Below are 24237 nucleotides of genomic sequence, written 5' to 3'. Positions count from 1 at the left end.
TAGCGTAATAAATGATAGTTACAGCCAAACCCCAGTATATTTACTGAGGCTTGCTTTATAAGCATATTTGATAAACATACTTATTCTTATAAAGTTATTGATAAGGGTTAATAAAAAATTAAATCAATGGTTTATCGCTAGCAATCATACCGTTATTATCCGCATAAATAAACATACCGGAATTTAAAGTCAAGTCACCAAAGCTAATTTCAAGATTGGTTTGACCTTCATCGCGTCGATTGGATTTGCGCGGGATACAGCCAAGTGCCATAACGCCTAAATCCATTTGAGCCATATCATCAACATCACGGACGCAGCCATATATCACGACCCCTGCCCAGCCATTAGCAATCGCTGATTCAGCTATCATATCGCCTAACAGAGCGCAGCGCATCGAACCACCACCATCAACGACCAATACTTTGCCGTTGCCATCTTTATCTTTACCGTCACTATTTAATAGCTCTTTGACGCGACTATTGTCTTCAAAGCATTTGACCGTGACGATCTCACCGCAGAATTTATCTTTACCACCAAAGCTATAAAAGGATTTGCCTTCAATATTGGGCAAGCAAACTTGAGATTCAGGATTGGCATCGAGTAAATCGCAGGTTACAAAGTTTTCTTTATCCATCGTGGTCGCTTCTGACATGATCACATTCCTTGTTGGTATTTATTTAGTAGTTAATAAGTTGGTAGATGATGAATAATTATGGATGGCTAGCACCCTTTTTTATCGTCAGCTAGCTTACTATTTTGCTCGCGTCATCGCAAGCATCTGCTTATTTTCAATAATAGTTAAACGCTCAAGCACCGGTGCAGTATGATATTTACGGCGCTCATAGCTGTCTTGAGCCATCATTGCCATAGCAACGGCAACACGCTGGGCAGAAATCGGATGCAGGGGCAACGACTCAGATACTAAAGGTGAAATCAGCTGAAATGCTCTTTGACTGATACTCTCAAGGGGTCGACCCTTGTGTTTACCCAACAATAATGACGGGCGAAAAACTAATAATTGAGCGAAATTAAGGGCTTCAATTGCCTGTTCGGTCTCTGCTTTCACCCGATTATACAAAAAACGGCTGTCGATTTTGGCATTCATAGAGGACAGTAAAAAGAAGTTTTCAACGCCTTTATCACGGCATAATTTGGCAAAAGTCACATTATAGCCATAGTCAACCTTGCGAAACGCTTCATCACTTCCGGCCTGCTTTTTCGTGGTACCCAAACAACTAAAAGCATCAGTGGTCCGATCAGCGCCTACGCTAGCAAATATCTCTGGTAGATTATCAAAATCATTTGTCTGATAAAAGCGCATACTGGCGTTGATATAGCGAGGTGGACGCCGAGCAATCACAATTAGAGTCTCATAAAGCTCACTGAGCTGCTTAATCAGGTGTTGCCCAACCAACCCTGTTGCGCCGATAACAATTGCTTTTCGCTGCATATCTTACCCATTTTTTTATTTATAGAATAGCTTGTGAATACGTTATATAACGATTATGCCTGACTTAACTTTTGAATATACTATAAAGGTACGCTATAACAGCGCTGATTATTCATAATATATTGTAAGATATCTTATCAGTTTGCCTATTGTTATCACAAACTCCACACTTCTTTAGCCATTGCTCATCAAATATATTGTCCTAAGCGCAATAATTTGCTAAGATATCCGGCTTTACACGTCAAAGCTATTTAATTATTCCAAACAGCTTTGACGCAAGCGATGACTTATTAGTATTTAGCATCGATATCATGTTTGACGAGACGGCTACTCGTCACCGATGATTGTACAATCCATTATTTATTGCAATCAACTTTCATATTCTTACCTGTCTTTTATAAAGGAGATACGCGTGGCTAATACTGCACAAGCTCGTAAACGCGCCCGTCAAAACACCAAACTTCGTCAACATTCTGCCTCACAACGCTCAATGGTTCGTACTTTTTTGAAGCGTGTTGATGCAGCCATCGCAGCTAAAGACTATGATGCGGCAACTGAAGCGTACAAAAAAGCAGTACCAGTTCTTGACCGTATGGCTGACAAAGGTATTATTCATAAGAATAAATCTGCTCGTCGTAAGAGCCGCCTAAACAAAGCAATCAAAGCGCTACAAGCTTAAGATTAGCAAAGTTTAGCTCGTCTAGATAAAAAACCTTGTCCTCGTGGCAAGGTTTTTTTATGGCAGTACTTTTATACCATCACTTTTAGAACGCAGTATTTTAATGGCATTAAAGGTAAATAATCAGATATATGATTTCTTTAACGTTACTTTCTAACCGTTCTCTACTCATCCTTTAGTTATTACCTGACTTTAATTTAACCCTGCCTCGTTAAGTCCATTTAACTTCTGGTGGCAGCAACAGCTTACTCGGTGCAAAGCCCGTTGCCCGATAACCGTCTAATAAAGTACCAATCGGGCGCTGATAAACCACCCCTCTCCATACAAAATACGCACTTGCCTCGGTAAATGGTTTGTCATCGAACCACAAGAAGACCCCTTCCATCATTTTTGGCCAATCACTCCAATCAATTTCAGGTACATCCAACATGACCGCTAAAAAAGCTGATAACAAAGTATCGTGACTGACCGCGAGCATTAACTGCCCCGGCTGTGGTTGATACTGATAAAACAGCGATAAGATATCAAGTCCGCCTTGATAAGCATTTTTGGTGCCTTCAAGATTACCTCGTAAAAAGCGATTGATAAAATTAAGTACGCCGATTTCTTTAAATACCACGCTGGCAAGTTCGGGTTCCGTCACTAAGCTTCCCGGTTCAACCAGCAAGGATTGCTCGGTAATAGGGCGCTGGAGCCCTGCGCCTTCCTGCATCAGCTGCGCTGTAGCGATACAGCGACCAATGGGACTCGACAGACTATCAACATCAAGAGAATAAGGCAGATGGCTGGACAACCATTGTCCCCAAGCCTTCGCCAGTACACGTCCTTTAGCAGTCAACGGCAACTGATAACCAGCAAAGCCATTACCGTCAGAGCGCTCGCGTAAAGAATGTCTGGTAAATAGAATAAGGCGCTTGTTCTCCGGCAATAACTTCACCGAGGAGATCATACTATCCGGCAAATGCGCTGGTACAGGCACATCTAATTTTGATGCATTGCTGCGCTCAAATGGCGTAAGAGCATAAGAAGAATCAGTAGAGAATGTTGTCATAAAGGATAGACTAGCAAATTTTTAGGCACACAGTATAGATTACAAACTTTATAGCGTTAGAACATTCAAACTTAAAATGGATTTGTATAACTGGTTAGCATTAAAACCACTATTTCAATCAGCATGTAATCGAGCTCTTATGTGAAAACTTAATCAAGAGTCACAACTTTATCCCAAGAAAATGCTAAAGCAGTACTGCTCACTTCATTAGGATACGCACGCGGATTAACGACCACACGCGTATTATGCAGCCGATAGTCAAATGCCTCATGCGTATGTCCGTGAATCCATAGTTTTGGTGCCCAAGGCTCTGCCATCCACGCTGAAAAATCACTCACAAATGCGGCATTACTTGGCAAATTGGCATATTTTTCTGATACCGATAACGGGCTGATACTATGATGGCTCATGACCACAGTAGTTTTACCCAATTCCTTCGATTCTATTAGTGCTTGCTGTAACCAATGACGCTGCTTGGCGTGTAGCTGCATGGACAATTCAGGTGAGAACAGCTCATTACCCGCATAAATCTGCTTGTAATCACGCATAAAACGCTTAGCAACTTCCATTGTGTCCGCATCTGCTTGATATTGATAATCCGTCCATAAGGTGCACCCTAGAATGCGAATGTTTCCAATATCTATATGCTGGCACTGAAGTACTCTAAGCCCTTGATTAGACGCAGCATCATAATTATCCCACGTTGCCAGCTTTTTATCAAAATGCAGCACATCTTCATTGAAGTACTCATGATTGCCAGCAACAGTAACAATAGGCACTGCTAAGCGCGCAGCTTGCTCTTGCAACCATGCCATACCGCTATCACTATTTGCGGTATCACCCGCTACCAATACGATATCTGCCTCGGTTTTCGGGATACAACCTATCGGATGCGACTGTCTAACATAGCTATCAATATGTAAATCACTTAATATTTGTACTTTCATAGGATACAGGGTAGGTAATGGATTTAATAAATTAGGATACTCAGTGTAGCATTTAATAACTGCCGGTCAAAAAATAAAAAAAAGCAACTCAAGGCTGCTTTTTTATAGGTAAAGACATTCTTTAGCACTGCTGTCACTACCTGCTATACCTAATAACTTAGTAAATAGCTACGCTATACTTCGCAATATAGTCTGCAATTTTGCTAAAGGGTCATCAGCTTGCGTGATAGAGCGACCAATAACCAAATAGTCAGAACCGTCCTGTAGTGCCTGTGCAGGCGTACAGATACGATGCTGATCATCTGCGCTATCCTCTAACATACGTATACCCGGCGTTACCAATTTAAAGTCAGCTCCACACAAGACTTTTAATGCTTTAGCTTCTTGAGCAGAACAGACAACGCCATCCAGACCTGATTGCTGAGTCAGCTGCGCTAAACGGCTTACTTGTACATCTACACAGTCATTAACACCAACTTCCGGTAAGCCTTCTTGACCCATCGAAGTCAGCACTGTCACCGCAATCAATAAGGTATCATAATGACCCGTAACCAGCTTTTGCTTCGCTAATGACATTGCAGCGCTACCAGCACTAGCATGGACATTCACCATCCATACCCCTAAGTCAGCCGCTGCCAACACCGCTTGAGCTGTCGTATTCGGAATATCATGGAATTTTAAATCTAAAAATACATCAAAACCACGCTGCTGGAGCGCTTGCACAATAGAAGGTCCAGCACGGGTGAACAACTCTTTGCCGACCTTCAACCTACACAAAGCAGGATCCAAATGATCAGCCAACGTCAGTGCTGCTTCTACCGTTAAGTTATCTAAGGCCACGATAATAGGTGAAGTTACCCTATTACGATCTGTGCTAGTAGCGGTCATATCTATCATGAATTTACCATTTTATCTCAAAATTTCATTATTGAGCGCTATTCCATGAATAGCACTCAGCTCATATTTACTCTAATCATTCTTATTAAGATAACTTTTATTACTATTAGTCACGTTTACGCTTAGTAAGCATCGTAGGGTCGTCAGCATAATTAGTCGTCAGCTGCCCTTTGGTTTCGTGTAAATGCAAACCTTCCGTATTAGAAGGCACCGCATTATTACCATAAACCGCTTCTTCTATAGTAGGAGCATTCGCCTGACGGTCAATTACCACATGTGCTTGAGTCAGCTGTTCTTCCAAATTTTTATTAAGCTTTTGCAATCTTGCTATTTCCCACTTATTCTGTAATACACGGAATATCAATAAAGCTAAAAGAATACCTATAATAATACCTAGGATCAGGCACAGGATTAACAATAGACCTAAATTCATTGTCGGGGCTTGCGAAAACAATAAATTAACCCCAATTTCTGTATTATTAGCCAATACGAGACCTAGTGCATAAGCGAAGCTTAAAAACAATAATATCAATAATAAAATGCGCATAATAATTACCTCCCCTAAAATTTATAGTAACGAGTAAGCCACTCGCTCGGATTAGTAATAAATATTAGCATTCATTCTATTGAACAATTGTAGTTATTATCTATCCGCTTTTATGATAAAGCGAGATTGTCATTGACGGCTTCTCGCAAAGCCTTACCAGGTTTAAAATGTGGGATTGCCTTAGCAGGAACGGGTACACTCTCCCCTGTTTTCGGATTACGACCTGTGCGTGCTCGGCGATGATGCAAGCAAAAACTGCCAAAACCGCGAACCTCTACTCGGCCATCATTTGCCAACGTGTCTGTCATGAGATTTAAAATCTCACGTACAGCATCATCAATGACCATATCGGTCATATGATCACAATTAGCACTCAAATTGTTAATAAAATCCGACTTATTAATAGCTTGTTGCATTATTACACTTGCCTCAATGATTAATGATTATTAAAACGAAAGGATATTATATAAATCTAGTAGCCAATACTTAAAACTTCACAATGTTTCAAGCACTTAGCATCATTTTACATTTTGTAACGCAAGGTTGCAAATATTAGCGCGTAATAAATAAAGAGAGTACTTAAGTCTAATGTTGGTTGGTATTACCTAGCGATTAAAGCATCGGTAAAAAGCAGACAAAAAAAAGCGACCGAAGTCGCTTTTTTTATTACTACTGGTTTTTAGGAGCGTGAAACTTACTGCATTTGCTCTTTAATCAAATCACCAATTGTTTTTGGCTGTGCATCAGTTGCTGCAGCTTGTGGCGCAGTGCTGCTGCTTAGCTCTTTAATCGCTTGGCGTTCTTCAGCTTCGTCTTTTGCTTTGATTGACAGGCTGATGTTACGTGTTTTACGATCAACACTGATGATTTTCGCTTCAACATCATCACCAACATTTAAATGCTTAGTTGCATCTTCAACGCGGTCACGTTGAATCTCTGAAGCACGTAAGTAAGCTTCTACTTCGTCAGCAAGTTCGATTGTGGCACCTTTAGCATCAACTTCTTTTACTTTACCATTAACGATAGCACCGCGGTCATTGTTGACTAGGTATTCGTTGAATGGATCTGAAGTTAATTGTTTTACGCCTAGGCTGATACGATTGGCTTCTGAATCTACAGACAATACCATAGCTTCTACGGTGTCGCCTTTGTTGTAGTTACGAATAGCTTCTTCGCCAGTTTCGTTCCAAGAGATATCAGATAAATGTACTAGACCATCAATACCACCATCTAGACCGATAAAGATACCGAAGTCAGTGATTGATTTAATTGTGCCAGTGATTTTATCACCGCGCTCATGTTTCTTATCAAACTCATCCCATGGATTTGCTAGAGTTTGTTTGATACCTAAGCTGATACGACGACGTTCTTCGTCGATATCAAGAATCATTACTTCAACTTCATCACCCACTTGAACAACTTTTGATGGATGAATGTTTTTGTTGGTATGATCCATCTCTGATACGTGAACTAGACCTTCAACGCCTTCAGCAATTTCAGCAAAACAACCATAATCAGTCAGGTTGGTAACGCGTGCTTTAACCACACTACCTACTGGGTAAGTGCCGCCAACGTTATCCCAAGGATCAGTACCTAATTGTTTTAGACCTAGGCTTACGCGATTGCGTTCACGGTCAAATTTAAGTACTTTAACTTTAAGGTCTTGACCCACTTCAACCACTTCAGATGGGTGCTTGATACGGCGCCATGCCATATCAGTGATGTGCAACAGACCATCAATACCGCCAAGATCAACAAATGCACCGTAATCAGTGAGGTTCTTAACGATACCTTCGATCTCAATACCTTCTTCGAGTTTATTCAATAGCTCTTCGCGCTCAGCTGAATTTTCAGCTTCCATAACGGCACGGCGGCTGACCACAACGTTATTACGCTTTTGATCAAGTTTGATAACTTTGAATTCTAACTCTTTACCTTCTAGGTGCGTCGTATCACGGATAGGACGAACATCTACCAATGAACCTGGTAGGAAAGCGCGCACAGTACCAATATCTACTGTGAAGCCACCTTTTACTTTGCTAGAAATAATACCTTTGACAATTTCATTGTTGTCATAGATTTTTTCAAGGATATTCCACGTCTCGACGCGTTTGGCTTTTTCACGTGACAGTAAGGTGTTACCCATACCGTTATCAACCGCTTCAACCACGACATCAACGCTATCGCCAACTTCTACTTCAAGCTCGCCTTCGTCGCTTAAAAACTCTTCACGTGCAACGATGCCTTCAGATTTCAGACCAGTGTCTACTGTAATCCAATCACTATCGATCGCAACAACAGTACCGGTAATAACCGAACCACGTTCGATATCCAGACCCTGATTTTCAATACTTGCTTCAAATAGTTCAGCAAATGATTCCATTATGTCTACCTTTGTATAGCCGTATCCTGTCCAGCACAGTACGGATCAAATTTATGAAGATGTAAAACGAGATACTGGTTTTATATCTTATATCTTCATATAAAAAAACAGTTGTTGCTAATAAGCAAACTCTTAATGCTACTTATCAATAGCACTTGCTAGCAACACATGTCTTGAATAACTATCGAATAACATTCCCTAATAAGGCTATATTGTTCGATAGTTATTTAATAATCGCAATTTTATACTAAAAAATGATATAAAGGGCGATTTTGTCCATTATATCTTACCACTATGATTCAAAAAGCTGATTTATCTTTAATAACGCTCTTCTAATATACTCTGTTTTTACAGAAAACAAATGCCTTGCGACTGACAATAGGCTTTAATTTGCTGATATACTTTGTCGGCGTCAAGATATGAGCTATCAATCACAAGTGCATCATCGGCAGGTTTTGAGGGTGCCGTTGTACGATTCTCATCACGTTCATCGCGGGCTTTAATCGTCGTTAAAATAGCGGAAAAATCAGCCGTTTGTCCGGCATTCATTAACTGAGTCACACGGCGCTGCGCTCGAGCTTCAGCACTGGCAGTCAAGAATACTTTGACATCGGCATCTGGAAAAACGACTGTACCCATATCGCGACCATCAGCAATCAGTCCTGAGCGAGTTGCCATATCCTGCTGTAGCTTTAATAATGCTTGACGAATTTTTGGGAAAACAGCTATCTGTGAGGCATAGCCGCCAACCGTTTCATTCCGTACTTGCTCGCCTATAATGTCATCATTAACAATGATATCGACCCGCCCTGAATCCATATTAGCCTTAAACACAATGTCTAAACTTTGCGTCAATAGCAATAAAGCATCTTCATCAATCGGCCGCTGATCATCAATACTAATCAGTCCTGCCTCATACGCCTTTAAGCCAACAATACGATATAAAGCACCTGAATCGAGAAGCTGATACCCCAGAGTCTGCGCCAAACGCCACGACACAGTGCCCTTACCCGCACCACTCGGTCCATCAATGCATATAACAGGATAACGTGCAGACTGTAACTTATCAGCATTCAATAGACAATTAGAAGAAGGGCTAGCAAGGGTCATAGTAAGCACTTATAAAACAATATTGGTTTATTTATCAAATACTTAATAACTAACAGAATCAAGCATTGCTAAATAGAGCGCCATTATATCAAATAAACCTTACTATCACTAGCACTTCGACCGCTATCTTAAGAGTTTGCCAATGTCTGTTCATTATTTACCACTTATTTTTCATACTTTATTTTTTGCGCGTTGTCTGCGCTTACGAAAAAATGTCTTTAGCATCTGGCTACTATGCTCAGCACATAACCCTTGCTGCACCTCAATCGCATGATTATAAAAAGGCTGCATCGGTAAGTTTATTTGGCTACCGACCATACCTGCTCTCGGCTCAAAAGCCGCATAAACCAGCCTATTTACCCGCGCGTGAATCAGCGCCCCGATACACATGGTACATGGCTCTAGAGTCACATATAAAGTCGTGTGCTGCGGCAACCGGTAATTGCGTAAACGTTGACACGCGTCCCTCAATGCGACAATTTCAGCATGAGCTGTGGCATCACAACGCCCAATCGGCTCGTTATACCCTTCGCCAATAATCGCTTGCTCATGAATCAGCACTGCGCCTACGGGGACTTCGCCACATTTAGCACCTTGTTTTGCCAGCTCTAGCGCATATTCCATCCATTTGACATCTTGGCTAGACCAAAATTTAGTAGCACTCATACTGTCAGTTGAGATAAGGGGCGGATGTCTTAGTCGGTTGTTAGAATGCATGTTTATTACTGCTCAACTCATTACTATATTTATTACAAATAAACTACTGTGGCAACTGCCAGTCTATCGGTGTTTTACCATATTGCACGAGATAATCATTGGTTTTAGAAAAGGGTTTAGAGCCGAAAAATCCGCCCCGATTGGCAGCGAGTGGTGATGGATGCACAGCGGTTAAAATTAAATGCTTATCGGTATTGATATACTTGCCTTTCTTTTGCGCTTTACTACCCCACAGGATAAATACGGTATGCTCCGTTTGTTCATTAATAATATTAATGACTGTGTCCGTAAACTGCTCCCAACCTGCATTTTGATGGCTGTTTGGCTCTCCCTCATTCACCGTCAACGAGCTATTAAGTAACAATACCCCTTGCTGCGCCCAAGAAGTCAAATCTCCATGCGCAGAATGCTTGGTGCCGATATCACTTGCCATCTCTTTCAGCACGTTATTTAATGATGGTGGCTTAGGAATCGCCTTGGGAACCGAAAAAGACAAACCCATTGCTTGTCCTGGCCGATGATAAGGATCTTGACCTAAGATGACTACTTTTACTTGTGATAAAGGCGTTAAATTAAAGGCATTAAACATTAACGGTGTCGGTGGATAGACACTAACATCAGACTGATAAGCGAGCTTTAAAAAACCTCGTAGGGCATCCATATTTTCGGAGGTCAATTCCTCTGCAAGCGCCTGCTTCCAATCTTCTGGTAGGCGCACTTTATCTAAAATTGCCTGCCTTTCTGCTGCTGTTTTGGTAGTCGTACCAGATATCGTTTTTTCATTCTCAAATAACTGCATCATGCGTTACCTTTTTATGAATAATAAGTCATTATAAATATTAAATGATAGTAACAAAAAATAAGGCATAAATTCAGTATAAACATTGCGAACTGTGCCAAAAAGAACCAAACCAAAAAGCACGGCATAAAAAAACGGCTACCATAGTACACAGTAACCGTTTTTTATAAAGAGCGCATTATACTAGCTGGCTACTGATTCAGAGTCTGAGCGTGGCTCATGAGTTTCAACCACCGTTAAGATGATTCGGCTATCGGCTGAACCTTTATCACTACTGATACTATTACCATAGGTATCAGAAAGAGATTTAGTAATGGAGACACCTTCTTTAGCTATTGCTTCCTCTTTTGGCTCTAGTGTCAGATGAACAACGCCACCATTTATCAAATCACCAAACAAAATCATATTTGCCAAAGGCTTCTTGATTTCATCTTGAATCAGACGCTGCATTGGACGCGCGCCCATTAGACGATCATAGCCTTTTTCGGCTAAATACTCACGTACCTCATCATCAATCTCTAAGGTCACTTGCTTATCATCAAGCTGAACTTGCAATTCAACTAAGAATTTATCAACAACTGATACAACAATTGACGTATCAAGTGGATTGAATTGAATGATAGCGTCTAAACGGTTACGGAATTCAGGGCTAAATACACGTTTTAACGACTCATTATTATCACGGCTATGGTCTTGTTCGGTGAAGCCCATAGACGAGCGGCTGATGCTTTCAGCGCCCACGTTAGTCGTCATAATGACAATCACTTGCTTAAAGCTGGCAATCCGACCATTGTTATCTGTTAACGTGCCATGATCCATGACTTGTAATAATAAGTTAAAGACGTCAGGATGCGCTTTTTCGATTTCATCAAACAACAAGACACAATGTGGATGCTGATTAATTTTTTCAGTGAGTAAACCACCTTGATCAAAACCGACATAACCCGGCGGTGCGCCAATTAAGCGTGAAGCCGTATGTGCTTCCATATACTCTGACATATCAAAACGTACTAACTCAACACCCAACAGATTTGCCAGTTGACGCGACACTTCTGTTTTACCAACTCCGGTTGGACCTGCAAACATAAACGAGCCAATTGGTTTTTCTGGTGCTTTAAGCCCTGCTCGTGACAACTTAATCGCATCTGCTAGCGTCGCAATAGCTTCGTCTTGTCCAAAGACCAAACGCTTAAGATCGCGGTCTAAATGCTCAAGAACACTCTTATCATCACTAGATACTGACTTGGGCGGAATACGCGCTAACTTTGCAACGATGGCTTCAATATCTACCACATCAATCTTCATTGGCGGCTTTTGTTTCTTTGCTTTACGCGTATCGTTATCAGTTTTAGATTTGTCTTTAGCTTTGGCAGCATCAACTTCATCTTGCATTTCATTATCAATGTCAACATCGATATCAGTAAGCTCATCCCCATTAAGTACTTGCTCTAAATCTTCAATCAAGGCATCTTCGGCATTGATGTCATCAGCGTCAGGAACAACACCCAAACGCTTATAGGCACCCGCTTCATCAATAACATCAATTGCTTTATCAGGCAAAAAACGTTCATGAATGTGCTTAGCCGATAGCTGTACCGCGCTTACCAAAGCCTCATCTGTATATTCAACATTATGAAACTCTTCGTATCGTGATTTTAGACCACGTAAGATGTCAATACTTTCATCAATGCTCGGTTCTTTAACATCAATTTTCTGGAACCGACGTGATAGGGCGTGGTCTTTCTCAAATACTTGACGGTATTCAGTAAAGGTAGTCGAACCTATGCAGCGTAGCTCACCATTGGCAAGCGCAGGTTTTATTAAATTAGATACATCCATATTACTACTCATAGATGAACCCGCACCAATAATCATATGAATCTCATCAATAAATAAGATAGCATTTGGCTTATTTTTGAGTGCATCAAGTAGTGACTTCATACGTTTTTCAAAATCACCGCGATACTTAGTACCAGCGATTAACGCGCCAATATCAAGACTATAAATCACACAACCACTCAATGGTTTTGGCGCTTTATCATTAATAATCAACCACGCTAACCCTTCGGCAATAGAGGTTTTACCAACACCCGGCTCCCCAACCAATAGCGGGTTATTTTTGCGGCGACGGCACAATACTTGCGCGGCACGCTCAATCTCAGGACCCCGACCAATCAACGGATCGGTTTTGCCTTCTGCTGCGCGTTGATTTAAATTGCTAGCAAACTCGACTAATGGATCTTTACTGGTACGTTCAGAGGCACTACGACGTTCACCCGTCATAGATGCGCGTGGCTCAGAGGGCTCTTCTTTATCTTGACCATGGGATAGATATTGCGTCAACTCTAAACGGCTGATACCTTGCTTTTTCAGCAAATAAACCGCATAGGTATCATGCTCTGAGAACATGGAAACAAGGATATCTGAACCTTCTACCAAACGACCGCCGCCAATAGACTGCACATGAAATATTGCACGTTGCAAAATACGATCAAAGCTTTGAGTCGGCTGTGGCGACTGCTCCATATCCACATCTACCGTTGGTGTATGCTTATTAATATATGCCTCAAGTTCAGTACGCAAACTGGATACATTCGCATTACATGCGGTCAAGGTATTAGCCGCATGCGTATTTTCTAACAATGCCAATAATAAGTGTTCAACCGTGAGATACTCATGCGATTTTTGACGCGCAAGTGTCATGGCTAAACGCAAAGAGACTTCAAGATGACGACTTAACATAAGGAGTTCCTACGGTTATACCTATCTCAATACTGGGATAGTATGATGAATCACATGAATACTATATTAGGCCATGCGTTACATTGTTCAAGTTGCAAAGGTTATAAGACTAATAATGACCTACTTACTCTGCTCATAGCCATTGTTACCATTACCACGGTTATTACTTACCGCTTGACTTCATATCAACATGATAAACATAGATAGTCAATCCATTAACACGTTGTAAAATGTATCAAGGCTTACTTTCACTGTTATAGGCATCATGAAAAACTTTAAAGTCCACTGTAATGGTTATCAATAGAGCCGTAAAAATGCTCATAATGAATAAAGATATGCATGTATAAAGTAGTTTATAAGCGAGGCATAAGAAGTAATAAGGGAAATAAACGCAGGTAGCTAAATATAAACTTAGCAACGAGGCTTTTTTATAGCGCTAAAGAATGATAAATAGTAAAATTTATAGCCTAGTATTTGACAAGTTCTGCAGCGGTAGCAAGACTAGAATAATAAAAATAAACGTATATAGAGTATTAAAAAGCAGACTATAGATAATGAGGGATTAAAAATATAGAATTGAAAAGGGTATAGTTAAGTGGTAGCAGGACAGTAATTTAACCTTCAACTGACAGTATAGAGTTGCCAACGTCAAAATGACCGCCTAGCCTTTATATATGAAAACAGCTTCTTTATTCACCTTGATGCGGTTCAATTTGAGTCAATAAAGGGTAGCCTTCACGGTGCGCCAAACTATTGACCTTTTTCGCTTTAGTTTCAGCGATATCTTTAGGATAAATACCAGCAATACCTTTATTGCTATTATGAATAGTCATCATAATCTCAATTGCTTTTTCAACTTCATGTCGGAATTCTGATTGCAGAATATAAACCACAAACTCCATCGGCGTATAGTTATCATTATACATAACCACCGCATACATTGGTGGTTTTGCGATTTCAGGCTCCGCAACCAGTACATCGGTGTGCGGCGTGGTTTCACTTTCCGGATTATCGACCTGCGCACGATGACCGACTGGCAACGCTGGAAAGTGCCAATCATCAATCATTAAATGCGTATCAGTTACTGTATTTTTTATCATAGCAATCAGTATTCAATAAGGTATGTAAAAAGGGCTAATGTGTCTATACAAAAAGAAGACTATATCTCTTTGTATAGACGATGAATCTAGATAAGTAATAACATATTGGCAACAGTTACTGAGGAGCTGGTTTACTATTTGATACTGTCTGCCTTACTAGTGGTAGTCGCTTTTTTTGTAACGACTGGAGCATTACTAGCAATGGGGCTTTTATCTACTTCTGGCAAATCTAATAATGATAACGGCATATTGTCTACCATAGCACCTAAATTCCAATCATAAAGCTGCTCAACTTTTTGCTCGCCCGCTTCCAAGTTCAGCTTAACTTGTAATGGTTTAAAACCTGCTGGCATTACAAAGCGACCACGAATACGAACGATACCTTCAATCGCATAATTCGCTGGCTCAAGTGGCACTTCTATAAAGTTATCTTTATCCTGTAGCGTCAAGGTTACGGCTAGATTTTTTGCTTGACCGTCTTCACTCAACATCCCTACATCAAAACCAAACTCAAATGCATTTTCAGGAAGAGGGTCAATTTTAGCTCCGAGAATCTGTAGTGGCATACCACCTTGCTTGGTGATTAGCTTAGCATATAGCTCATTTAACTGAGAAACCTGCTGACTCTCTACTTTAACCTCTTTTTGAGTTTCACGCAGCTCATCTAAATTAGTCAAGCTAATAAGCAACTCTTGCTTAGCAGTTGCCACTTGATTGGTCAAAACTTTATTTTTAATTTTTAAATCTTTTAACGATTTACTGGTCTGCTCGATATCGACTGCCGACAGCTTAGTCTCATCTTGCAAGGCATAATAACCACGTTGGAACCCAAGCTTATGACCAAGCATCAAGGCAACAATCGCTGTGACCAGTACCGCTGCTACAAATAGTGCCAGTAGCCAAGTTACTGTGACCGCACCTCGTTGACTATTCGCGATACTCTGAGTCATATCTATGTCTTCAGCACTGTTAATATCAGGCAACTGATGAGTACCCAGCAAAGTATCGGATTCAGAAGCTGGCAGGTGACACGATAATTGTGCTGGTTGCAAGCGCAAGCGGGGGGCAGTCTTAACACGCATCTAGACAATATCTCTTAACAGTAAAGCGAAATATTATAACGGAATTTAGTGTCAATACCTAGCACAGCGCTGTCAGGATGCTGACTTTACAGTAACTATGCTGTGATATGTCAGCGTTAAACCGTCTATTCAATACTCGATTAAAGGTTATTTATGGATTAATGATGATGAATAATGGGTTAAATAACTTCATATTTACGTATTATTCGTGATTATAGGCAGTTGATGATAATCGCACTGCCATCTTTACAATACCTTAAGAAAAATAATTTGAAACCGTTATTTTAAAAGTCACGAATTGAAGAACACACGGATTACAGAATACATTAATTAAGGAACTATAGGCGCATCGTTTAGCCCTAAGGTTTCATCAAGTCCAAACATAACATTCATATTTTGAACGGCTTGCCCTGCTGCGCCTTTAACAAGATTATCTTGTACTACCAGTACTGTTAGCTCAGCGCGTTCATTGTCCTGATGCACAGCAATACGCAGACGATTGCTGGCGCGCACGCTACGGGTGTCTGGATAGATGCCTTTTGGTAAAATATCGATAAAAGGTTCGCGCTCATAAGCTGCTTCAAATACTTGCTGCCAGTCAATACTTTTTCCTACTTCAGTCAGCTCCATATGGATTGAGCTTAGCATACCGCGAATCATCGGCACTAAATGCGGTAAAAAACGCACGCGATGGGTAAATTGACTGTTTAATAGTTGCGCAATACCTTGTTCAATCTCTGGTAAGTGACGATGACCTGTTACCCCATACGCTTTAAAATTATCTGTAGTTTCAGCATAGTTTAGCGCAAGGCTTGCTTGACGACCTGCACCTGACACGCCAGATTTTGCATCAATCACAATCCGAGCATCAATTAGCTGCGTTTTTTGTTGATTTTGCAGCTCAATAATGGGCTTTAACCCTAAAATAGCGGTGGTCGGATAGCAACCAGGATTGCCGACCACGTTTGCAGTAGCAAGCTTATGGCGATTGATTTCAGGCAGACCATAAACGGCTTTTTTTAGTAATTCAGGACAGGTATGCGACTGCTGATACCAGTGCTCAAAATCTGATAAAGATTGCAAGCGAAAATCTGCTGCCAAATCAATCACTTTAACGCCCGCTTGGGTCAAGGCTTCTGCCTGTCGCATCGCTACGCCGTGCGGTGTGGCAAAAAACACCACATCACAGCGCTGGAGCATAGATAAGGTATCATCACCCAAATCGCTAAATACTAAGTCAGAGATACCGCGCAAACTTGGAAATATCTCATCAGCACGCGTACCAGCTTCACTACGTGAGGTCAATAAATCAATGGACACTTTAGGATGCGCTGATAACAATCGAATCAGCTCAATACCTGTATATCCTGTGCCACCGACAATCGCTGCTGAAATCATAAGACATCCTTTTACTAATTATACCAATTGGGATAGTATCAAAAACTATTTGACGAGCCAATAATGACCGTCATAGATAACGGTCGTGATTCTAACTACAATAATTTTAATTACAGCTGATATTCATGCACTGCATCGATAAAGACTTTAGCTCGCTCAGGGTCAGCCCACTGGGTAATGCCGTGACCTAAGTTTGCCACATAGCCTGTCTTTTCGCCACACGCATAAGCACTGTCTAACATTGCTTTAACTTCTTTACGAATGGTTTCTGGTGAACCGTATAGCGTCGCTGGATCTAAGTTCCCTTGAACGGCTTTACGGCGCTGTGGCTGCTGATACTGCTCACTTAACTGGCGCTCACTTGCGCGTAATACTTGGCGAGCACGGTCGATTGGCATTGTCCAATCAAGTCCTAGCGCATCCGCTTCACTATCAGCTTGAATATCTAACCACAGTCCCCCGCCCTTAGTGAATAAAATCACCGGAATAGTGGGATGACGTACCTTTAACTCCGCCACAATGCGCTTATTATATGCATGGGAGAATTCAATAAATTGACGATGACCCAATGCGCCGCCCCAACTGTCAAATATTTGTAACGCTTGCGCCCCAGCAATCACTTGTGCATCTAAATAGTCAATGACGGCAATGGCAAGCTTATCTAACAATTGATGTAAAAACTGCGGATTGCCATACAGCATACCTTTGGTATAACGATAATCTTTTGAGCCGCCGCCTTCAATCATATAAGTAGCAAGCGTCCACGGACTGCCTGAAAAACCAAACAGTGGCACTGCTCCATTAATCTCAGTACGGATACTGGTCACTGCACGCATGACATAATCTAGCGAATCATTGACATCAATAGTAGGTATTCTATCGAGATCTGCTTGGTTACGGATAGGGTATTTAAATTTAGGACCTTCACCAGCTTCAAAATATAAGCCCAATCCCATCGCATCAGGAATGGTCAAAATATCACTAAATAAAATAGAGGCATCTAAATCAAAACGACGTAACGGCTGTAACGTTACCTCAGTCGCACGCGCAGTGTCTCTACATAAGCTCATAAAGTCGCCCGCTTCAGCACGGGTGGCTTTATATTCTGGTAAATAACGCCCTGCCTGACGCATCATCCAAACTGGAGTGGTATCTACTGGCTCAAAACGCAACGCCCGTAACAATCTATCATTTTTTAGGGGAGCAAAATTTTGCTGAGGCGAGTTAACAGTATCCGAGAAGCTCATGCACCAATCTCCAAAATAGAACAATATGTATTATTGTCAGTGTTAAACATAGGGTGAGATAAAAATAACGATATGAATATTAAAACAAGGTATAGCTATATAACTATATATATAATTAGGCATGTATCATTGCATTAGTAATGCTTTACATCGACAAGACTTTACATTGACAACGCTAAATTATCGCGGTGTACCATCACTACCCGCTCCTCTTTATTGCCGAAAATCTTACCAAACTGTTCTGTACGTTCACGAGCCACACGGCGCGCATCGTTTGATGAGAAATTTACCTGACCAATGGCTAAGCGCTCGCCCGTATCTTGATGGACAATTTCAACCACATCGCCTTCATCGAAGTCGCCTCGCACTTCTACCACGCCAACTGGTAATAGGCTTCTATTATTATCAATGACAGCGCGAGCAGCACCAGCATCGACTATTAGCGTGCCTGACATCCGCAAATGTGCAGCTATCCATTGCTTGCGAGCGATAATTTTATCGTGCTCATTAGTGGTTAATAACGTGCCGACTGCTTCGCCTGAGACTACACGGGTAATCACATCATCGATAGCGCCACTAACAATCACAGTCGGACAGCCACCCATAGCGGCTAAGCGACCAGCGCGGATTTTGGTTAACATACCACCGCGACCAAGCTTACCGCCATCACCAGCAATATCAAACAAATAATCTGCCATAGCACGCTCTTGGCGAATCATTTTTGCATTGGGATTGTGACGCGGATTGTCCGTAAACACACCTTCTTGATCAGTTAAGATGATATATAAATCCGCATTGACCATTGCTGCTGCCATTGCGCCTAGCGTGTCATTATCGCCAAACTTAATCTCATCAATGGTAATGGTATCATTTTCATTAATAACTGGCAGCACACGCCATTCTAGCAATTGAGTCAGCGCGCTACTGGTATTCAGATAACGGCTACGATTGGATAAATCATCATGGGTCAATAGCAATTGTGAGCTTTGAATACCGTGCTGAATAAGGGCTGAACACCAAGTTTCAATCAAGCCCATCTGACCGATAGAGGCACACGCTTGCAATGCAGCAAGCTTTTTGGGACGCTCCTCAAGGTTCATACGTACGACACCTTCGGCGACGGCACCCGATGATACCAATAATACTTCTACGCCTTTATTATGCAGTTTTGCAATCTGTTTTGCCCACTCGTAAATGGCAGTTCGATCGAGACCCCGACCATTATTGGTTAATAATGATGAGCCAATCTTGACAATAACGCGCTTAATATCAAAGTTGCGAGTTTGCTTCACAAACCTTGCTTCTGTCGTCTGTTCCATGTCACCTGCCATAAAAACTCCTGTATATTGCGGGATGGGTGTAAAATACATTACATTATCTAAAACATAACGCATTTAAAAAAAATCGTACCTCATTAATTAGATATCAATAAAGTATTATCAAAAGAGAAAACTGCAAACTAGCAGACTTCCTCTCCAACAAAATCATACTTAAACTGTCAGAGTGATAGCAGACAATTTAAGGGGCGTATACCACTTCCACGCCATCATCGTCATCGTCGTCAAAGGCTTCACCATCAAAGCTATCATCATCTGGCAAATCAGTGCCTTCGCGCTGGGCTTTACGAGCGGCGCGATAGGCTTCACGCTGCGCTTCGGTATTACGGCGCACTTCTACTTCTAAACGCTCAAAGCGTGCTCTTTGCGCTTCAGCAAATTCCGGAAATTCTAACTCGCGCTCGCGCTCAAGCTCAATCTCATTCATCAAATGATATTTAACCGGATCGACACCTTCACCTGTGAGGGTTGAGGTACGGAACACAGCGCCTGTCCAGTCAAGCTCGGCAATAATATGTTCGCACAGCTCATTTAATTCATCTGTATCAACTATCTGATCGATTTTATTTAGAATTAAAATTTGGGGCAAATTCGCCAGCTCTGGTGAAAAGCGCTCAAGCTCATTAAAAATAATACGCGCATTTTGTACTGGGTCACTACCATCAAGCGGTTGAATATCAACGATATGTAGCAGGCGACGTGTACGTGCCACATGCTTTAAAAAGCGAATACCAAGACCAGCACCTTCTGAGGCGCCTTCAATCAAACCAGGAATATCTGCCATGACAAATGAGCGATGGCGACCAATATCAACCACGCCTAAGTTCGGCACTAAAGTAGTAAACGGATAATCGGCAACTTTAGGAGTCGCGGCTGATACTTGGCGAATAAAAGTCGATTTACCTGCGTTCGGTAGACCAATTAGTCCAACGTCTGCCACCACTTTTAGCTCAAACTTGAGTACTTTTAGCTCGCCTTCAAAGCCTGATGTTGCTTTACGCGGGGCTTGATTGGTTGAGCTTTTAAAGTGAGTATTCCCTAAACCACCATCGCCACCTTTGGCAATCAGGAAGGTCTGACCAATTTCGGTCATGTCACCCAACACTTCATCAGTCTCAGTATCAATAACCGTAGTCCCAACTGGTACTGGTAGAAAAACATCGTCTGAGCCTTTACCTGAGCAGTTTCGGCTATGACCGTTTTCACCGCGCATGGCATCGTAGCGACGGGTGTAGCGATAATCGACTAAGGTGTTGGTATTATCTTCAGCAATCACATAAATGTCACCACCAGTACCACCATCACCGCCATCCGGTCCGCCACGTGGGACATACTTTTCTCGGCGAAAACTGGCGATACCGTTACCACCATCGCCTGCTTTTACGGTTACGATGGCTTCATCAATAAATCGCATGTTACGTTCCTTAATTTACAATTTGGGTTACAGCTCGGACTAATTTTGCCTATATGTAAAGATGCTCTAATGAAAAGTGCACCCTTAAATAAAGCCAATATCAGTGCTCATTATGGCAACAAAACCCGATAACCAATCAGACTATCGGGTAGTGTATGTCATATTAACGACGACTAGTATAGCATTTAACCACTCGATACTAACGATTAACCGTTACCTACTAAGGGTGGTTAATAAGCGATAGTAAATATCGCTTATTTTTTTACCAGATTGCTATCAACAATAATATTAAAAATATTATAAACCAGACGATTAAGCTGGCACCTGAGTATAGTTAATACCTGCCATTTGCGTCGCTAGACGTAGAACCTGAGTGCTATAGCCAACTTCGTTATCATACCAAATATAAACGATAGCATGATTATCGGTCAAAATAGTCGCTTGAGCATCAACAACGCCAACGTGCGTGGTGCCAACAAAGTCAGTAGAGACTGCTTCTGTTGAATCAGTATAAGCAATTTGTGACTGCCACTGGTTGCTGTTAGAAATCTTACGCATAAATTCGTTTAACGCATCCGCACTTTGTGGCGCCGTTTTTAAATTTAAGTTTAAAATCGCTAAGCTAACGTTTGGCGTAGGCACGCGAATGGCGTTGCCTGTCAATTTACCACTTAACTCTGGCAATGCTTTGCCCACTGCTTTTGCAGCACCAGTGCTGGTGATAACCATATTTAATACGGCACTACGACCACGGCGATCAGCTTTATGATAATTATCAATCAAATTTTGATCATTGGTGAACGAGTGAATCGTCTCAACGTGACCATTTTCAATGCCGTATTCATCATTTAAGACTTTTAGCATAGGCGTAATCGCGTTGGTAGTACAGCTTGCCGCACTGACAATCGTGTCGTCGCCCACGGTATTGTTGTTGACACCATACACGACGTTTTTAATCTCACCGCCAGCTGGCGCGGTTAATAAGACTTTTTTCACGCCCTTAGACTGTAAATGCTTACCTAAACCGTCTTCATCTTTCCAAATACCCGTATTATCGATAACTAATGCATTATCAATACCATAAGCAGTATAGTCAATCTCGCTTGGGTCTTTTGCATAAATAACTTGCACAAAACGACCATTAATAATCATGCCGTTATTGTCATCATCAATGCTCACGCCACCAGAAAAGCTGCCATGAATCGAGTCACGCTCAAGCAATGACACACGCTTGGCAAGGTCGCCTGCTGCTGCTGGACGTACAACGATGGCTTTTAATTGTAAGCCTTTAACGCTTGACGCTTTTGATAATAATAGACGAGTTAAGATACGACCGATACGACCAAAGCCATAGAGCACAACATCTGTTGCGCCATTTTGCGCTTGCTCAGAGGTATTTATTGCTTGCAATGCCGCTGCTAGGTCGCTGTTATTCACAATAAGCTGACCAACATCAATGCTGGTTGATTGAAGTTCAGTATGCTCAGCAATCGCTTTTACCATATCTAAAGTGTCAGCAATAGCAAGCGGCTCAGCGCCTGATTCACGTATGGCAGCTTTTTGGTGCAATGCCAATACTTTGCTTACTGAAGTGGTGTCGAGAGTCTCACCGAACAAGGTTACTTGAACATCTTGCTCGTTATAGAGTTTATTTAATAAACCAATCAATTCGATGGCTTGTTGTTCTTGATTATTATATTGGCTTAAATGGTCTTGATGTAATTGGCGTAAGGTATCAGCGTTGCTCACGAGGAACATCCTTATAGTCAGTAAAAGATAAGATCAATAGAAATGATGACAAACGAATAAGAAAATATAAGTAGAATAAAACAATCAATAAAACTGAGGCTAAACAGAGACGCAATCAAAATGGCGCTTTATTGATTATAAACAAGAGATAGCAATAAAAACGGCTTAGCATTGTTGCGTGTAAATCGTCTAGATTCTAGCGTAAAATGCCCTATTTTGCTAGTGATAACCGTTATTATTGCCAATAATGCAGATGACAGGTTTCTTCTTGCAAATATATTAGAGCGAATGAGCGGTTTAAATGATAAATAAGTCATTGTGCTATTAAGGAACCAGTTTTACGTGTTGGTTAGTTTGGGGCGTCAATTTAAACTCTTTTAAATCATAACCCTGCTGCTGTGCAATCTGACTATATTTACTATAAGTTTGCTGACTGATATTTGGCGTACGCGCCAGCAACCACAAATATTTTTTATCAGGCGTACCAACAAGAGCCGTTTGGTAATTGGCATCACGTGCTAGTACCCAATAATCCGCGCGCCCTACCGGCAACCAGCGAATCCATGACGGTAAAAAGGTAACTTTTAACTTACTACCTGAGTTATCAACGGCTTTTGCTAGCCCATTGGCGCTCATCATCAAGCCATCTTGTTTACGACATTGATTCAGTACATCAATACCTGAGCCATCTGCTTTACCAGTATACGTCGCTGTCACGTCACTTGCGCACTTACGCTGAAAATACATAGGCAAACGCCCTATCTCATACCATGTACCAGCATATTGTTCAAGATCAACGCTATCCACAGTCGTTGGCGTACTTGCTGAGTTATGGATAACTGAGGACGGTTCAATAACTTGATTTTTACTTTCATTTATTGCATTCATAGGCATATTTTGCGGCGCAGCATAGGCAGAAAAAGCAGCTAACGGGATAATAATCGCTAAGGCAATCGCAGTATGTTTAATAAGACCATTCATAAAAACACGTTCCGGAATTTGGGCAGTTATGTCTGCCGAAATATTATCGTGTTGCTGTTTACCGATATTAAGGTTCTTGATAGGCATATGGATATCAGATGAAGGTTGAGCGATTTTAGACGCTTTGTTCGCTACGCGGTCATTCATCAATTGCTCATTAGATAATAGCGCGCTAGATGAATACATAGCCGCCGTTGATACCCCCTCAATTTGCTGCGACGCCTTTTTACTAAATGCGTTTTTATTGGCTGCTTTTTTATAAGCGCTACTGATAGTAGGCGGTGCTGTTTCATTAATAAGCATATTAACCGTAACCACTTTATTAAATAAACCTTTATTGAATGAATCTTTTCCAAACGAATTTTTATAAAGATCATCATTACTGGCACGACCGGTCTGCTTGTTTTTATCGCAAGTAGGATAATAAGATTCTGACTGGTTAACCGACTGCGACTGAGAACCGGCTGCCTGTGCGTCATTCCATGCTGACTGAGGTAACTTGGTGGTTTTCATAGGTGTCCCATTGTTAGCTATGATTTATATTTTGAAAGATACTTAATAAATATACTTTAAAAATTTATAGTTTATCTTAAGGGCATGGTCACTG

Annotated in this window: 21 protein-coding genes; 1 reads left to right on the top strand and 20 read right to left on the bottom strand. The window is 41.4% G+C overall.

Going from position 1 to position 24237, the window contains the following annotated elements:
- Nucleotides 1-118: 118 nt before the first annotated feature.
- Both rraA and AAEY78_RS06035 read right to left on the bottom strand, forming a co-directional pair.
- On the bottom strand, nt 119-652 hold the full coding sequence (gene rraA / locus AAEY78_RS06040; RefSeq protein ID WP_352338156.1) for a ribonuclease E activity regulator RraA: 534 nt from the start codon (nt 650-652) through the stop codon (nt 119-121).
- A gap of 99 nt (nt 653-751) precedes the next feature.
- Nucleotides 752-1450, bottom strand: coding sequence for an NAD-dependent epimerase/dehydratase family protein (locus AAEY78_RS06035; protein WP_352338154.1), 699 nt, complete (start codon nt 1448-1450; stop codon nt 752-754).
- 412 nt (nt 1451-1862) lie between these two features.
- Between AAEY78_RS06035 and rpsT the strand changes: the two genes are divergently transcribed.
- Nucleotides 1863-2129, top strand: coding sequence for a 30S ribosomal protein S20 (gene rpsT, locus AAEY78_RS06030; RefSeq protein ID WP_182405470.1), 267 nt, complete (start codon nt 1863-1865; stop codon nt 2127-2129).
- Nucleotides 2130-2340: 211 nt separating this feature from the next.
- Here rpsT and AAEY78_RS06025 read toward each other — a convergent pair whose 3' ends face one another.
- The 18 genes from AAEY78_RS06025 to AAEY78_RS05940 form a co-directional block, all read right to left on the bottom strand.
- On the bottom strand, nt 2341-3078 hold the full coding sequence (locus tag AAEY78_RS06025; RefSeq protein WP_502943699.1) for a histidine phosphatase family protein: 738 nt from the start codon (nt 3076-3078) through the stop codon (nt 2341-2343).
- Between the two features lie 251 nt (nt 3079-3329).
- The gene (locus tag AAEY78_RS06020; protein ID WP_352338151.1) at nt 3330-4127 is read right to left on the bottom strand and encodes a metallophosphoesterase; all 798 of its coding nucleotides are present in this window, start codon (nt 4125-4127) and stop codon (nt 3330-3332) included.
- A 168-nt stretch (nt 4128-4295) separates the two neighbouring features.
- Complete coding sequence (gene pyrF / locus AAEY78_RS06015; RefSeq protein ID WP_352338407.1) at nt 4296-5015, bottom strand: orotidine-5'-phosphate decarboxylase; 720 nt, start codon at nt 5013-5015, stop codon at nt 4296-4298.
- Between the two features lie 115 nt (nt 5016-5130).
- The gene (locus AAEY78_RS06010) at nt 5131-5571 is read right to left on the bottom strand and encodes a lipopolysaccharide assembly protein LapA domain-containing protein (protein ID WP_352338149.1); all 441 of its coding nucleotides are present in this window, start codon (nt 5569-5571) and stop codon (nt 5131-5133) included.
- A 110-nt stretch (nt 5572-5681) separates the two neighbouring features.
- Nucleotides 5682-5987 carry an integration host factor subunit beta gene (locus AAEY78_RS06005; protein WP_352338147.1) on the bottom strand — a complete coding sequence of 102 codons (306 nt, stop codon included), beginning with the start codon at nt 5985-5987 and terminating at the stop codon, nt 5682-5684.
- 278 nt (nt 5988-6265) lie between these two features.
- Nucleotides 6266-7957, bottom strand: a complete 1692-nt coding sequence (gene rpsA, locus AAEY78_RS06000; protein ID WP_352338405.1) for a 30S ribosomal protein S1 — start codon at nt 7955-7957, stop codon at nt 6266-6268.
- A 345-nt stretch (nt 7958-8302) separates the two neighbouring features.
- Nucleotides 8303-9064 carry a (d)CMP kinase gene (cmk, locus tag AAEY78_RS05995; RefSeq protein WP_352338146.1) on the bottom strand — a complete coding sequence of 254 codons (762 nt, stop codon included), beginning with the start codon at nt 9062-9064 and terminating at the stop codon, nt 8303-8305.
- Between the two features lie 171 nt (nt 9065-9235).
- Nucleotides 9236-9730, bottom strand: coding sequence for a tRNA adenosine(34) deaminase TadA (gene tadA, locus AAEY78_RS05990; protein WP_352338403.1), 495 nt, complete (start codon nt 9728-9730; stop codon nt 9236-9238).
- Between the two features lie 94 nt (nt 9731-9824).
- Entirely contained in the window at nt 9825-10580 is a 756-nt protein-coding gene (locus tag AAEY78_RS05985; protein WP_352338401.1) for a uracil-DNA glycosylase, read from the bottom strand.
- A 183-nt stretch (nt 10581-10763) separates the two neighbouring features.
- Nucleotides 10764-13322: an AAA family ATPase gene (locus tag AAEY78_RS05980; RefSeq protein WP_352338145.1), complete on the bottom strand. Its 2559-nt coding sequence runs from the start codon at nt 13320-13322 to the stop codon at nt 10764-10766.
- Nucleotides 13323-14011: 689 nt separating this feature from the next.
- Nucleotides 14012-14422: an ATP-dependent Clp protease adaptor ClpS gene (locus AAEY78_RS05975; protein ID WP_352338144.1), complete on the bottom strand. Its 411-nt coding sequence runs from the start codon at nt 14420-14422 to the stop codon at nt 14012-14014.
- A 134-nt stretch (nt 14423-14556) separates the two neighbouring features.
- Nucleotides 14557-15504, bottom strand: a complete 948-nt coding sequence (locus AAEY78_RS05970; RefSeq protein WP_352338143.1) for a hypothetical protein — start codon at nt 15502-15504, stop codon at nt 14557-14559.
- Between the two features lie 330 nt (nt 15505-15834).
- On the bottom strand, nt 15835-16902 hold the full coding sequence (gene argC, locus AAEY78_RS05965; RefSeq protein ID WP_352338142.1) for an N-acetyl-gamma-glutamyl-phosphate reductase: 1068 nt from the start codon (nt 16900-16902) through the stop codon (nt 15835-15837).
- Nucleotides 16903-17012: 110 nt separating this feature from the next.
- Nucleotides 17013-18149 carry a uroporphyrinogen decarboxylase gene (gene hemE, locus AAEY78_RS05960; RefSeq protein ID WP_352338141.1) on the bottom strand — a complete coding sequence of 379 codons (1137 nt, stop codon included), beginning with the start codon at nt 18147-18149 and terminating at the stop codon, nt 17013-17015.
- A 161-nt stretch (nt 18150-18310) separates the two neighbouring features.
- Entirely contained in the window at nt 18311-19480 is a 1170-nt protein-coding gene (gene proB, locus AAEY78_RS05955) for a glutamate 5-kinase (protein ID WP_352338140.1), read from the bottom strand.
- Between the two features lie 187 nt (nt 19481-19667).
- Nucleotides 19668-20900, bottom strand: coding sequence for an Obg family GTPase CgtA (cgtA, locus tag AAEY78_RS05950; protein ID WP_352338139.1), 1233 nt, complete (start codon nt 20898-20900; stop codon nt 19668-19670).
- 312 nt (nt 20901-21212) lie between these two features.
- Nucleotides 21213-22658, bottom strand: coding sequence for a glyceraldehyde-3-phosphate dehydrogenase (locus tag AAEY78_RS05945; RefSeq protein WP_352338138.1), 1446 nt, complete (start codon nt 22656-22658; stop codon nt 21213-21215).
- Between the two features lie 315 nt (nt 22659-22973).
- A complete protein-coding gene (locus AAEY78_RS05940; protein WP_352338137.1) occupies nt 22974-24143 on the bottom strand; it encodes a lipocalin family protein in 1170 nt (389 codons plus the stop codon).
- Nucleotides 24144-24237: the final 94 nt, after the last annotated feature.

This window comes from Psychrobacter sp. 16-MNA-CIBAN-0192, from assembly GCF_040309565.1.
Classification (GTDB): Bacteria; Pseudomonadota; Gammaproteobacteria; order Pseudomonadales; family Moraxellaceae; genus Psychrobacter.
The sequence above is the reverse complement of the archived record's forward strand: the minus strand, read 5'-3'. Positions and strand labels throughout refer to the sequence as shown.

Excerpts from the sequence above, each read along its gene's own strand:
- AAEY78_RS06010 (WP_352338149.1), bottom strand. The coding sequence starts at position 5,571 with ATGCGCATTTTATTATTGATATTATTGTTTTTAAGCTTCGCTTATGCA.
- AAEY78_RS05975 (WP_352338144.1), bottom strand. The coding sequence starts at position 14,422 with ATGATAAAAAATACAGTAACTGATACGCATTTAATGATTGATGATTGG.
- AAEY78_RS05985 (WP_352338401.1), bottom strand. The coding sequence starts at position 10,580 with ATGCAGTTATTTGAGAATGAAAAAACGATATCTGGTACGACTACCAAA.
- AAEY78_RS06020 (WP_352338151.1), bottom strand. The coding sequence starts at position 4,127 with ATGAAAGTACAAATATTAAGTGATTTACATATTGATAGCTATGTTAGA.
- proB (WP_352338140.1), bottom strand. The coding sequence starts at position 19,480 with ATGGCAGGTGACATGGAACAGACGACAGAAGCAAGGTTTGTGAAGCAA.
- AAEY78_RS06035 (WP_352338154.1), bottom strand. The coding sequence starts at position 1,450 with ATGCAGCGAAAAGCAATTGTTATCGGCGCAACAGGGTTGGTTGGGCAA.
- hemE (WP_352338141.1), bottom strand. The coding sequence starts at position 18,149 with ATGAGCTTCTCGGATACTGTTAACTCGCCTCAGCAAAATTTTGCTCCC.
- AAEY78_RS06025 (WP_502943699.1), bottom strand. The coding sequence starts at position 3,078 with ATGATCTCCTCGGTGAAGTTATTGCCGGAGAACAAGCGCCTTATTCTA.
- AAEY78_RS05940 (WP_352338137.1), bottom strand. The coding sequence starts at position 24,143 with ATGAAAACCACCAAGTTACCTCAGTCAGCATGGAATGACGCACAGGCA.
- argC (WP_352338142.1), bottom strand. The coding sequence starts at position 16,902 with ATGATTTCAGCAGCGATTGTCGGTGGCACAGGATATACAGGTATTGAG.
- AAEY78_RS06005 (WP_352338147.1), bottom strand. The coding sequence starts at position 5,987 with ATGCAACAAGCTATTAATAAGTCGGATTTTATTAACAATTTGAGTGCT.
- tadA (WP_352338403.1), bottom strand. The coding sequence starts at position 9,730 with ATGAGTGCTACTAAATTTTGGTCTAGCCAAGATGTCAAATGGATGGAA.
- cmk (WP_352338146.1), bottom strand. The coding sequence starts at position 9,064 with ATGACCCTTGCTAGCCCTTCTTCTAATTGTCTATTGAATGCTGATAAG.
- cgtA (WP_352338139.1), bottom strand. The coding sequence starts at position 20,900 with ATGCGATTTATTGATGAAGCCATCGTAACCGTAAAAGCAGGCGATGGT.
- AAEY78_RS05970 (WP_352338143.1), bottom strand. The coding sequence starts at position 15,504 with ATGCGTGTTAAGACTGCCCCCCGCTTGCGCTTGCAACCAGCACAATTA.
- rraA (WP_352338156.1), bottom strand. The coding sequence starts at position 652 with ATGTCAGAAGCGACCACGATGGATAAAGAAAACTTTGTAACCTGCGAT.
- AAEY78_RS05980 (WP_352338145.1), bottom strand. The coding sequence starts at position 13,322 with ATGTTAAGTCGTCATCTTGAAGTCTCTTTGCGTTTAGCCATGACACTT.
- AAEY78_RS05945 (WP_352338138.1), bottom strand. The coding sequence starts at position 22,658 with ATGTTCCTCGTGAGCAACGCTGATACCTTACGCCAATTACATCAAGAC.
- pyrF (WP_352338407.1), bottom strand. The coding sequence starts at position 5,015 with ATGACCGCTACTAGCACAGATCGTAATAGGGTAACTTCACCTATTATC.